Origin of the sequence: Rhodococcus sp. JVH1 (assembly GCF_000280725.2) — a bacterium.
In the GTDB taxonomy this organism is placed as follows: domain Bacteria; phylum Actinomycetota; class Actinomycetes; order Mycobacteriales; family Mycobacteriaceae; genus Rhodococcus_F; species Rhodococcus_F jostii_A.
Genome location: NZ_CP166289.1, coordinates 7,801,829 through 7,815,852 on the forward strand (window position 1 = coordinate 7,801,829; position 14,024 = coordinate 7,815,852).

The 14,024-nt window shown below is 67.6% G+C and carries 1 protein-coding gene (cut by a window edge); it reads left to right on the forward strand.

Translation table 11 applies throughout. The annotated features are described in order from the left end of the window. Positions 1 to 14,024: the 5' end (the start) of a non-ribosomal peptide synthetase gene (locus JVH1_RS36740; RefSeq protein WP_063720681.1), read on the forward strand. 17,095 nt of this gene lie beyond the right edge of the window; 14,024 of the gene's 31,119 nt are visible here — the first part of the coding sequence; its start codon is at positions 1 to 3; its stop codon lies off the right edge, out of view.

Below are 14,024 nucleotides of genomic sequence, written 5' to 3' on the forward strand. Positions count from 1 at the left end.
ATGAGTTTCCGTGGGTGGCCGGTGGGTGTCGTGCCCACCGCCGTAGTGGGAAAGAGGACGAACAAGGTGGTCGACGCTGTGCCGAGTGGTGATGTCACCGCCGTGGATCGTATTCCGGACGGTGCATTCCCACTCTCCACCGCTCAGCGGGGGATGTGGTTCGCCCAGCAGCTCGATCCCGAGGTGCCCGTCACCATCGCGCAGTGCGTGGAACTGGTGGGTGTCCTCGACGTGGCGTTGCTGTCGGAGTCGTTGATCACCGCCGGCCGCGAACTCGGCTCCGCCTTCCTCCGCCTCGTCGAGGTCGACGGAGTTCCCTATCAGCTGGTCGATCCGACCCTGGACGCGTCGGTCAGGTTCGTCGACCTGCAGCGCGAGCCCGATCCGCGGGCGGCGGCCAAGGAGTGGATGCGGCAGGAGTACACCACTCCGCTCGACGTGTGCCGCGACCGGCTCGTCACCTCGGCGGTCCTGTGCACCGGGCCGGATCGTCATTACTGGTACAGCCGTGTCCACCACGTCGCACTCGACGGCATGGGATCGATGACGCTCATCGACCGGACTACGCAGCTGTACACCGCAGCCGTGCAGGGGCGCACCGCCGCACCGTCCAGGGCCGCCGCACTCACCGACGTCGCCCGGGTCGACGACGACTACCGGATCTCGCCGCGCTACCGCGCCGACCAGGAGTACTGGTCCGAGCGGGTATCCACCATCGGCGAAACGCACAGCCTCGTCGAGCGCTCGGCGCCCGCACGGGCACGAAGCCGAACGGCGGGTGGGCAGATCCCCGGGACCCTCGTCGACCACCTCGAGGCCGCGACGGATCGTCACGACTCGTCGACCGCGTTCGAGGTCATTGCGGCGTTCGCCGCGTACCTGTCCCGGATGACCGGACGCGAAGAGGTCGCGGTCAGCCTGCCCGTCACCGCCCGCACCACCGCGCTGCTCCGCCGCTCCGGCGGCATGGTCTCCAATGTGGTCCCGTTGCACCTGCACGTCCGTCCGGACATGACGAACGCGGACCTGGTGGCGGCGGTCCGGCTGGAAGTCACCGCGGCACTCCGCCACCAGCGCTATCCGCACATCGACATCCGGCGGGACGCCGCCACCGAGCACCAGGGCTTCTACGGTCCCCTGATCAACGTCATGCTGTTCCACGACGAGATCACCCTCGGCAGCATCGTCGGCAGGCTCGAACTGCTGTCCACCGGTCCGATCACCGACCTCGCGGTCAACGTCTATCACGGAGTCGCCGGTACCAGCCTCAACCTGGACTTCGAGGCCAACCCCGACCTGTACTCCGAAGGCACCCTCCGCGCCCATCACACCCGCTTCACCCGGTTCCTGGGCGCGTTCCTGACCTCCGACACCGATGAACCTCGACGGGTCGGCGACCTCGACATCCTCGACGACGACGAGAGCCGCACCCTCGTTCCGGCTTCCGGCCGCGCCGGGTTCGCACCCGTCACTCTGCCCGACCTCCTCGGGGGTGCCGTCCGCAGCAACCGGGACGGGGACGCACTCGTCGCACCCGGGCACGGGATCTCCTCCGCCGACACCCTGAGTTACCGCGCCCTGGACGAAGCGTCGAACCGGCTCGCGCGGCTACTGATCGACCTCCAGGTCGGCCCGGAGGTCATGGTGGCGTTGGCGTTGCCGCGGTCGCGGGAGTCTGTGTCCAGTGTGTGGGCGGTGGCGAAGGCGGGCGCGGCGTTCGTTCCGGTCGATCCGAGCCTTCCGGCCGACCGCATCGCGTTCATGCTGGAGGATTGTGGTGCGCCGATCGGTATCACCACCGCCGCGTTGCGGGATGGTCTGCCGGAGTGCACGCACTGGATCGTGTTGGACGACGACGAGTTTCGGGCGACCGCGGCGGCGTATCCCCCGGATGCGGTCACGGACACCGATCGGACGCGGGCGTTGTCGGTTGATCATCCGGCGTATGTGATTTACACGTCGGGGTCGACGGGCAGGCCGAAGGGTGTGGCGGTCACGCACCGGGGTGTGGTGAATCTGGCGGCGGACGAGCGTGACCGTCTGGTGGTGTCGTCGGGTTCGCGGGTGCTGCATTTCGCGTCGCCGAGCTTCGATGCCTCGGTGTTCGAGTTGGTGATGGCGGTGTGTGCGGGTGCGACCCTGGTGGTGGCGCCGACCACGATTTACGGTGGCACCGAGTTGGCGGAGCTGATGGCCGAGCAGCGGGTGACGCATGCGTTCTGCACGCCGGCGGCCTTGGCGTCGCTCGATCACCGCGGTCTGGACCACCTGAGAACGGTAGTGGTGGCGGGTGATGTGTGCCCGCCGGAGTTGGTCGCGCGGTGGGCGCCGGGCCGGATCATGGTCAATGCGTACGGTCCGAGTGAGACCACGATCATGTCGTCCGCTACCGGACCGATGGTGCCCGGGCAGCCGGTCACCGTCGGGTCACCGACCGTGGGCGTCGATCTCGTCGTCCTCGACCACCGGTTGCGTCCGGTCCCGGCCGGGGTGCGCGGCGAACTCTACGTCCTCGGCTCCAGCCTGGCTCGCGGGTATGTGCGCCGGGCCGGGCTGACGGCGGAGCGTTTCGTGGCGAGTCCGTTCGGCACCGGCGGGCGGATGTACCGCACGGGTGACGTGGTCCGCTGGGTGACCGCCCCGGACGGGCCTCCGGTTCTGGAGTTTTTGGGCCGCAGTGATTTCCAGGTCAAGATCCGGGGGTTCCGGATCGAATTGGGTGAGATCGACGCCGCGTTGACTGCGCATCCGGTGGTGGAGTTCGCCTACACGGTCGGCTATGACGACGGGAGCGGGAGCAGTCGCCTGGTCTCGTACGTGCTGCCGGTGCCGGCAACCGACGTCGAAACCCGGGTGTTGTCGGAGTTCGTCGGGGAGCGTCTTCCCGGGTATATGGTGCCGTCGTCGATCATGGTGTTGGATTCGCTGCCGCTGACCCCGGCCGGCAAACTCGACCGCAACGCCCTGCCCGCACCGGTATTCGCCGCACGCTCGGCCGACATCGTGCGCCCGAGAACGGTCACCGAGGAGATCATCCTCGGGATCTTCCGCGACGTCCTCGGCCTGCCCGAACTGAGCGTCGACACCAGCTTCTTCGAACTCGGCGGCAACTCGCTGATGGCCACCCAGGTCGTGTCCCGGGTGAACACCGCCCTCGGTGTGCGGATCGGGGTCCGCGACCTCTTCCAGTCGCCGTCGGTGTCGCAATTGGCGGTCCCGGCGGCGAACACCGGCCCGCAGGCCGACTCGCGTCCGGTGCTGGAGGCGCGGGAACGACCCGCCCAGGTGCCGCTCTCCGTTGCGCAGCAACGCATGTGGTTCCTCAACCAGTTCGACACGGCGTCGCCCGCCTACAACCTGCCGATCTCCCTTCGGCTCACCGGCGCACTCGACCGGGAAGCCCTGCGAGCGGCACTCGGCGATGTCCAGGAACGGCACGAGGCGCTGCGCACCGTCTTCCCCGACACCCCGGACGGACCCCACCAGCTGGTCGTGCCCGTCGTGAGCGTGCTGGCCGAGACGGATCCGATCGACGTCGACGCGAAGTCGCTCACCGCCGCAGTGACGGCCCTCGGCGGTGCCGGATTCGACCTCACCACCGACACGCCGCTGCGCGCCGGGCTGTTCCGGGAGGCGCCCGACCGGCACGTTCTCGTCCTCGTGGTTCATCACGTCGCCGCCGACGGCTGGTCCATGACGCCGCTGGCCGCCGACGTGATGGTCGCATACGCGGCGCGCGTCGCCGGTCACGCGCCCACCTGGGCGCCCCTCCCGGTGCAGTACGCCGACTACACCCTCTGGCAGCGTGAACTACTGGGTTCGGAAGACGACCCGGACAGCGTGTCCGCGCGGCAGATCGCCCACTGGCAGTCGGCGCTCGCCGGAGTGCCTCAGCTGCTCGAGCTGCCCGCCGACAGGCCGCGGCCCGCCGAGATGTCGCATCGGGGCGGTCGTGTCGAATTCACGATCACGGCCGACGTCCACGGGCGTCTCGTCGATCTGGCGCAGAGCACCGGCACCACGCTGTTCATGGTCACCCACGCAGCCCTCGTGGTGCTGTTCCATCGCCTCGGCGCCGGGACGGACATCGTCATCGGCACCCCGGTCGCCGGACGCGGCGAGGAGGCGCTCGACGACCTGGTGGGCATGTTCGTCAACACCCTGGTGCTTCGTGCGACCGCCGAGCCGGGCGACACGTTCGAGGAGGTTCTCGACCGGGTCCGGGACGCCGACCTTGCCGCGTTCTCCCACGCCGACGTCCCGTTCGAGCGCCTCGTGGAGGTGCTCAGCCCCGACCGGTCCGCCGCGCGTCATCCGCTGTTCCAGGTCATGCTCTCGTTCCAGAACACCGCGCCGACCTCCGTCGAACTTCCAGGCCTCGAGGTCGCGGCGGCGGAAATCGATGTCCATGTTGCGAAATTCGACCTCCAGTTGACCGTCACCGAACGGTTCGTCGGGGCGGGCATGCCGGGTGGTCTCGCGGCCGGCTTCGATTACGCCACCGATCTGTTCGACGAGTCGACCGTAGCGTCGATGGCCGAGCGATTCGCGAACCTGTTGCGCTCGGTCGCGGCTTCCTCCGCGACGGCGGTCGGTGATCTGCCCCTGCTCCACGCCGCCGAACGCGACCGTCTTCTCGGCACGTGGAACGACACCGCGCACCGCGTGCCTGCGATGTGTCTGCCCGAGCTGTTCGACGCGCAGGTTGCCCGCACCCCGGATGCGGTCGCGGTGGTGTTCGGAGACGTCACGCTGTCGTATTCCCAACTCGATTGCCGCGCGAACAGTGTGGCGCGCTACCTGATCGACCGGGGAGTGGGACCCGAATCCCGTGTCGGGCTGGCGATGCGGCGCTCACCGGACCTGCTGGTCGGCATGTACGCGATCGTCAAGGCCGGCGGTGCCTACGTGCCGGTCGATCCCGACCACCCGACGGACCGGATCGGGTATGTGCTCGACTCCGCACAGCCCGTCTGCGTGCTCACGACCTCGGCCGACCGCGGCGCACTTCCCGCGGGTCAGTCATTCGTGGAGATCGATCGGATCGCGCTCGATTCCTATTCCGGCGGACCCGTCACCGACTCCGACCGACTGGCACCACTCCGCCCCGACAACCCCGCGTACGTCATCTACACCTCGGGCTCCACCGGTCGGCCCAAGGGTGTGTCGGTGCCGCACCGCGGGATCGTCAATCAGCTCCTGTGGATGCAGTCGGAATACGCGCTCACCGAACGGGACGTGCTGCTGCAGAAGACCGCAACCACTTTCGACGTATCGCTGTGGGGCTACTTCTGGCCCCTGCACACGGGCGCCACGATGGTGCTGGCCACCCCGGACGGTCACCGCGACCCCGAGTACCTCGCTCGGGTCATCGACGAGCACGGTGTCACCGTCACCGACTTCGTGCCGTCGATGCTCGACGCCTTCGTCGCGTCCGTGCCCATCACCTCGTGCAGCACTCTTCGGCACGTCTTCGTGATCGGCGAGGCGCTGCCCCCGGAGACCGTCACGCGGTTCCGGGCGCTGTCCGATGCCGGACTGCACAACCTGTACGGGCCCACCGAGGCGGCAGTCTCGGTCACGTACTGGGACACCGCGACCACGGTCGCCGGCACGGTGCCGATCGGCGTGCCCGAGTGGAACACCCAGGTTTACGTTCTCGATTCGCGTCTGCACCCGGTTCCCCCCGGCGTTGCCGGCGAGCTCTACCTGGCGGGCGAGCAGCTCGCCCGGGGATACCTCGGCCGCGTCGATCTCACCTCGGACCGGTTCGTGGCCAATCCGTTTACTCCCGGCCTGCGTATGTACCGCACCGGCGACCTCGTGCGATGGACGTCGGCGGGCGCCCTCGAATACATCGGGCGCACCGACTTCCAGGTCAAGTTCCGAGGTCAGCGCATCGAGCTCGGCGAGATCGAATTCGTCCTGCGGGCACAACCGTCGGTCACCAGCGCTGCCGTGCTGGTCCATTCCGATCCCGGCACCGGCGATCGCCTCGTCGCGTACGTCGTGCCCGAGCCGGGACACGACCTCGATACCACGCGACTTCGAGAGTGCGCGGCCGCGTCCCTGCCGGCGTACATGATTCCGGCGGCGCTGATGGTCGTCGACGAATTCCCGCTCAATACAAGTGGAAAGCTCGATCGTCAGGCCCTGCCCGCACCTGAATTCGGTGGTTCCGGCACGGAGTACGTGGCCCCGCGCACGTCCGTCGAGGCCAACCTCGCGGAGATCTTCGCCGAGGTTCTCGGTCTCGACCGTATCGGCCTCCGGGACAACTTCTTCGACGTCGGCGGTAACTCCCTTGTCGCGACGCGGGTCACCTCGCGTATTCGGGCCGAGTTGGGTGCGCCGCTCGCCTTGCGTGACCTGTTCGATGCCCCCACCGTCGGGGCGCTCGCGGAGCGCATCGAGGGAACAGTGCAGACGACACCGCGCGCCCCACTGGTCGCCGCCACGCGCGCCGGACGGATTCCGCTGTCCCCGGCACAACGTCGCATGTGGTTCGTCAACCAGTTCGATACCGCATCTGCCGCCTACAACATGCCCTTCGCCCTGCGGCTGTCCGGCATTCTCGACTGTGACGGCCTGCGTTCGGCGATTCGCGACGTCCTCGAGCGTCACGAGTCCCTGCGCACCCTGTATCCGGACTCGACGGACGGCCCACATCAGGTGATCGTCGGCGCCGACGAGGTGCCCCTCGATCTCGACGTGCAGCCGATCACCGAGGCCGAGCTGCCGACGCGACTCGTGGAGCTCGCCACCGAGGGCTTCGACGTCACGTCCGCGGTGCCGCTGCGCACGGCATTGCTACGACTGTCCGTCGATGAGTACGTGCTCGCCGTGGTGGTGCACCACATCTCCGCCGACGGATCCTCGATGGCCCCGCTCGCACGTGACATCCTGCTCGCCTACACGGCGCGTACGGCTGGGCGGGCACCGTCGTGGCCGCCGTTGGACGTGCAGTACGCGGACTACAGCTATTGGCAGGCGGAGTTTCTCGGCGACGAGACCGACGGTCGGTCACAGGCCACCGAGCAGATCGAATTCTGGTCCGCGGCGCTCGACGGCATCCCCGACCTGCTGGAGTTGCCTGCTGATCGGCCCCGCCCGGCCATGCCGACGAATTCGGGTGCGACGGTACCGTTCTCGGTCGACGCTGCCACGTCGAAAGCCGTCGCCGACCTCGCGGCCCGCTCCGCTGCCACGCCGTTCATGGTGTGGCACGCCGCGCTGTCGGTTCTGCTCTCACGGCTGTCGAACGCGGTGGACGTCACCGTGGGCACGCCCGTCGCCGGTCGTGCCGAACCCTCTTTGCAGGACCTCGTCGGCATGTTCGTCAACACTCTCACCCTGCGCGCTCGAGTGTCCGGTGACCTGTCATTCGCCGACCTGCTTGCGCAGGTGCGGGAGTTCGACCTCGCCGCGTTCGCGCACGCCGATCTGCCGTTCGAGCGTCTCGTGGAGGTACTCGAACCCGCGCGGTCCACAGCCCGTCACCCACTTTTCCAGGTGGGTCTGTCATACGAGAACTTCGAACCGGGAGTGCTGGAACTACCGGGTCTGACGGTGAGCGCCGTCGAGATGAATCCGGAGATCGCGAAATTCGATCTGAACGTGACGCTCACCGAGATCCGCGACGAGCGCGGCACCGTGTCCGGTCTCACCGGTGCGTTCACGTATGCGGTCGATCTGTTCGACCGCGACACTGTGGAGTCGTTCGCGGACCGTTTCGCGCGGATCGTGACGGCGGCGCTGGCCGATCCGGACACGGCGGTGGGGGACCTGCCGGTGCTGGATCAACGGGAACTGGTTCGCGTACTGCGCGAATGGAACGCCACGGACGTGGAGGTGAGCGGGCGCCCCTACCTCGCCCGCTACGACAAGCAGGCGGCACGGACGCCTGATGCGGTGGCGGTGGTGTACCGCGACGTGTCTGTGACGTACCGGGAATTCAACTCGCGGGTCAACCGGCTGGCCCGCAAACTCATCGCCGAAGGCGCCGGAACCGAAACCACCGTCGCGGTCGCAGCCCGCCGGTCGATCGAGTTTCTGATCGCCCTGCACGCCGTGTTGCGGAGTGGTGCGGCGTACGTGCCACTCGACGTCGACCTTCCGGCGGAGCGAGTGGCCCATGTCATCGAGGCAGCCCACCCGGTTCTCGTTCTGACCGCAGTTCGAGGCGAGTTCGAGTCGGACTCCGGAGTCCGGGTTCTCCCGATCGACGGTCTCGAACTCGACCGGTTCGACGATGCCCCGGTGACGAACCGCGACCGGCTGCGGCCTCTCGCGGCCGACAACCTCGCGTATGTCATCTTCACCTCGGGTTCGACCGGCCGACCCAAGGGAGTGGCCGTCTCGCACGCCGGTCTCGGAAGCCACTTCGAGTTCCTGATGTCTCTCTGCGCGCTGGACGAGACCGATCGGGTTGTCGTCAAGACACCACAGTCGTTCGACGCATCACTCTGGGAACTGTTGTGGCCCCTGGCTGTGGGCGCACGCGTCGTGATCGCGGAACCGGACGGACACAAGGATCCCGACTACCTCGCGGAACTGATCGATTCCGAGCAGATCACGGCGATACATTTCGTCCCGTCGATGCTCGCCGTCTTCACCGACGTGATCGCGCCGTCCCGGTTCTCGTCGCTGCGTACCGTGTTCGTCGGCGGCGAGGCACTGTCCGTCAATGTGGCGCGGCGGTTCGCGGCCGTCTCCGATGCTGCCGTCCTCAACGCATACGGTCCCGCGGAGGTCGCGGCCGCCTCCACCACCTCATGGGTGGACACCTCGAACTCGGCCATCGTCACCGTGGGTACACCGGTGTGGAACACCCGAGCCTACGTGTTGGACCAGCGGCTCCACCCCAGTCCTGCCGGGGTGACCGGTGAGTTGTACCTGGCCGGCACGCAGGTGTCTCGCGGATACGCGGGACGCCCCGACCTCACCGCCGAACGGTTCGTGGCGAACCCCTTCGACGCGCCGGGCACTCGGATGTACCGGACCGGTGACCGTCTTCGCTGGACCGGCCGGGGCGAATTGGAATACCTCGGCCGCAACGATTTCCAGGTGAAGCTGCGCGGACTGCGGATCGAGCTCGGTGAGATCGAGGCGGTACTCGAGTCGGCGGACTCGGTTGCCCAGGCGGTCGTGACCGTGTACTCCGGAGCGGCGAGCGAACAATTGGTGGCCTATCTCGTCGCACGTGCGGGCACGAGGGTCGACCTAGAGGCACTGACGGCGTATGCCGCGAGTCGGCTGCCCGAATACATGGTTCCGGACGGGTTCGTCACGCTCGACGCCTTCCCGCTCAACGCGAGCGGCAAACTGGATCGAGTGGCGTTGCCTGCCCCGGCCGTCGGTGACGTCGCGGTCGATCGAGTGGAGCCACGTACTCCGATGGAGGAATCACTCGCGGCCTTGTTCAGGGAGGCGCTCGGCGTCGACGACCTGGGGGTGAACGACTCGTTCTTCGCTCTCGGCGGCGACAGCATCGTATCGATCCAACTGGTTTCGCGAGCCAAGGCCGCGGGGATCGTATTCACCCCACGGGACGTGTTCGAGCGCAAGAGCATTGCCGCGCTCGCCGACGTGGCTACCGTCGCGTCGGCGGATCGACTCGCGCTCGCCGAACTGGCGGGTGGCGGCGTGGGAAACATCGAGTTGACACCGGTTGTCCGATCCCTGCTCGACCGGTCGGGTTCGGTGGGCCGGTATTCGCAGTCCGTGTTACTGACGCTGCCGACCGGGATCGAGCGATCGGACATCGTGGCGACGGTGCAGGCGGTGCTCGACAGGCATGACGCGCTGCGGTCCCGGCTGGTCCGCGACGGTGCGGACGTGCGTCACTCGGTGTTGCCCACCGGTGCCGTCGACGCCGATCGATTGGTCACGACGGTGTCCGTGAATCCCGACCTCGGCGACGCAGCCTTCGATGCGCTGATCGACCGCGAACTCTCCGCCGCGGCCGACCGGTTCGACTTCGAGACCCCGGTGCTCACGCAGTTCGTCTGGTTGGATCGTGGTGCGACCCGGCCCGGGCGGCTCCTCGTGGTTGCGCATCACCTGGTCGTCGACGGTGTGTCCTGGCGGATCATCGTGCCGGACCTCGTTGCGGCGGGAGGTGCCGTCGCGGCCGGTCACGCTCCGAACCTGCCGGAGGTCGGTACGTCGTTGCGGCGGTGGTCGCACGGGTTGTCGGAGGCTGCCCGTCAGCCGTCCACCGTCGCGCAGTTCGACTACTGGCGAAGTGTTGTCGACGCTGCGGACCCGCTCCTCGGCGGCAGGGCTCTCGATCCGGTGCGGGACCGGACCTCGACCACGCAGGAGCTGCACGTCGAGCTGTCCACCGAGATAACGGCCACGCTGCTGGCCCGCGTGCCGGAGGCATTCGGGTGCTCTGTCGGTGATTCGCTGCTTGCCGGCTTCGCGGTGGCCCTCACCGAATGGCGCCGTGCGCGCGGGGTGCCCGCCGCCTCTGCGTACATCACGCTCGAGGGTCACGGCCGCGAAGAGTCGGTCGTGCCGGGCGCCGATCTGTCTCGTACCGTGGGCTGGTTCACCAGCGTTTATCCGGTGCGGCTCGCCCTGGAGGGGGTGGACACACAGGACGCACTCGTCGGCGGCGCGTCCGCCGGCGCCGCGATCAAGGCGGTGAAAGAGCAACTCCTGGCGGTCCCCGACCGGGGCGTCGGGTACGGACTGCTGCGGTACCTCAATCCGGCGACGGCCACCGTTCTCGCGGGCTTCGACCCGCCCCAGGTCGTCTTCAATTACCTCGGAAAGACCGGGATGGGCGATCTGTCCCCGGAGATGCGCGAGATCGGCTGGGTGCCGGATCTCGAGTCGTCGCGCGTCTTCTCAGGTGAAACCGATCAGGACATGAGCGCTTCCGCAGCGATCGAGATCAATGCCGGAGTGACGGATACGGATGCCGGACCGCGACTCGGAGCTTCAGTGCGGTTCGCCGGTGAACTGCTCGCAGCCGACGACGTTCGCGAACTCGTCGATCTGTGGCAGCAGGCGCTCGTCTCACAGATCGAGCACGTCGTCGCCGGATCCGGTGGGGGGCTGACCCCGTCGGACATCGGCACGGTGGCGCTCACCCAGTCCCAGATCGACCTCTGGGAGCGGGCGTACCCGACCCTCGAGGATGTGTGGGCGCTGTCGCCGCTGCAGGCCGGTTTCCACTTCCATTCACTGTTGGCCGCCGAGCACAGTGTCGATGTCTACCATTCTCAGCTGCGGATGACCCTGCTCGGCGACGTGTCGGCGGATCGGATGCGGGCCGCTGCTGCTGCGCTCCTGGACCGGTACTCCAACCTGCGGGTGGTGTTCGTGCAGGACGGCGACGTCACCGCGCAGATCCCCCTCCGCGGGGTGGAGGTCCCACTGACCGTGGTCGACCTCTCGGGCCGTGAGAGTGATTCCGGGGAAAGGGAACTCGCGTCGCTCGTCGCAGAGAACCGGACCGCGCCGTTCGACTTGTCCGAGGCGCCGCTGCTGCGACTGCTGCTCGTGCGCACGGGAGCCGATCGGCACGAGTTGGCGATGACCAACCACCACATCCTCCTCGACGGATGGTCCATCCCGCTGATCGTCCAGGACCTGCTGGTGCTCTACGCGACCGCGGGCGATCAGTCCGCACTGCCGGCGGTGCGGCCCTACCGGGAATACCTCGACTGGCTGACCCGTCGAGACCCCTCCGCCTCGCGGGCCGCGTGGGCGCACGCGTTGGAAGGCTTCGACGAGCCGACTCTGCTTGCACCTGCCCGCACCGGCGGCAGCGCAACGGCGGACCCGGAGGAAGTTCCGGTCCACTTTTCCGCGGCGGACACCGCCGAGCTGCTGGCGTTCGCCCGACAGCACGGCGTCACGCCGAACACGGTGATCCAGACCGCCTGGGCTCTGCTGCTCAGGCGACTCACCGGACGGGACGACGTCGTATTCGGCGCTACCGTCTCGGGCCGCCCCCCGCACATCCCCGGGATCGAGTCGATGGTCGGGCTCTTCATCAACACCGTCCCCGTCCGGGTACGAATCGACGCCGACGAGTCGGTGGCCGAATTGCTGGTACGGGTGCAGGGGCAGCAGGCCGATTTGCTCGATCACCACTACCTCGGCCTGACGGAAATCCAGGCAGAGGCGGGGGTCGGGGCGCTGTTCGACACGCTCACCGTCTTCGAGTCGTACCCCATGGATCAGGCGGCGCTGCAGGCGCAGACCGACATCGCAGGTATGCGCGTGGACTCGGTCCAGGTGCACAGTGTCACCCACTACCCCTTGAGCCTGATGGCCCAGGTCGACGACACCCTGCGGCTCGGGGTGGCCTACCTGCCGGACACCTTTGAGCGCGACGAAGCGAGGTTGATTGCGGCGCGGCTCGATTCGGTGATTCGAGCGTTGATCGCAGAGCCCTCCGCCGCGGTCGCCCAGGTCACCGGATTCATCCCGGGCGAGTATGCGCGGGTGATGCACGACTGGAACGCCACCGACCACCACGTGCCGGAGTCGACGCTGCTGACGTTGTTCGAGGCGCAGGCTGCGCGTACACCCGATGCTGTTGCTGTCGATTTCGACGGTGACGTGCTGACGTACGCAGCCCTCGATGCGCGCGCGAACCAGCTGGCCCGGCATCTGATCGCGCTGGGCGTGGCCCCCGAAACCCGAGTGGCCGTGGTGATGCGGCGGTCGCTGGAACTGGTCGTCGGAATCTATGCCGTACTCAAGGCCGGTGGTGCGTACGTGCCGGTCGATCCCGATCACCCGGCGGAGCGAACGAGTTACGTGCTCGCGTCGGCGCAGCCGGTGTGCGTGCTGACCACCTCGGCCGACCGACCGGACCTGCCGAACCGGATCCCCGTGTCGGCCCTCGACACTCTCGACCTCTCGGGTGTCTCTGCGGTGCCGTTGACCGACGCCGAGCGTATCGAACCGTTGCGGCCTGCACACCCTGCGTACGTCATCTACACCTCCGGCTCCACCGGCAAGCCCAAGGGGGTCGCGGTACCGCATGCGGCAATCGTGAATCAACTGCTCTGGATGCAGTCGGAGTACGCACTCACCGATCGGGATGTGTGGTTGCAGAAGACCGCAACCACGTTCGACGTGTCGTTGTGGGGTTACTTCTGGCCCCTTCAGGTGGGTGCCACCATGGTGCTGGCCACTCCGGACGGGCATCGAGAGCCTGCCTATCTGACTCGGGTCATCGACGAGCGTGCGGTGACGGTTACCGATTTCGTGCCGTCCATGCTCGACGTGTTCGTCGCGGCCGCCCCGGAGGGGACGTGCCGTTCGTTGCGGCTCGTGTTCGTCATCGGCGAAGCGCTGCCGCCCGCGACAGTTCTGCGTTTCCGGGAACTCTCCGCGGCCGGACTGCACAACCTGTACGGGCCCACCGAGGCCGCAGTGTCGGTGACGTACTGGAAGACCGGTGACGCCGACACCACGAACGTGCCGATCGGTGTGCCGGAATGGAACACACAGGCCTACGTGCTCGATTCCCGGCTGCACCCCGTTCCCGTCGGCGTTCCGGGAGAGCTCTACCTGGGCGGTGCTCAGCTCGCACGCGGATACCTCGGCCGCGTCGATCTCACGTCCGACCGATTCGTCGCGAACCCGTTTGGACGCACGGGCGAGCGCATGTACCGCACCGGCGACCTCGTGCGATGGACGTCGTCGGGAGCGCTCGTCTACATCGGACGTACCGACTTCCAGGTGAAGTTCCGTGGTCAGCGCATCGAACTCGGCGAGATCGAGACAGTGCTCCGGTCGCACCCGGCGGTCACCGGCGCCGTCGTATCGGTGTACTCCGACACCACCGTCGGCGATCATCTGGTCGCGTATGTCGTCGGTACACCCGGCGAGTTGGACGTCGCGGAGCTTCGCCGGCAGGCTTCGGAATCCCTTCCGTCGTATATGGTGCCGTCCGCGATCACAGTGCTCGACGAGTTCCCGCTGAACACCAGCGGAAAACTCGATCGTAAGGAGTTGCCCGTTCCTGAATTCCACGGGAGTTCAACCAAGTA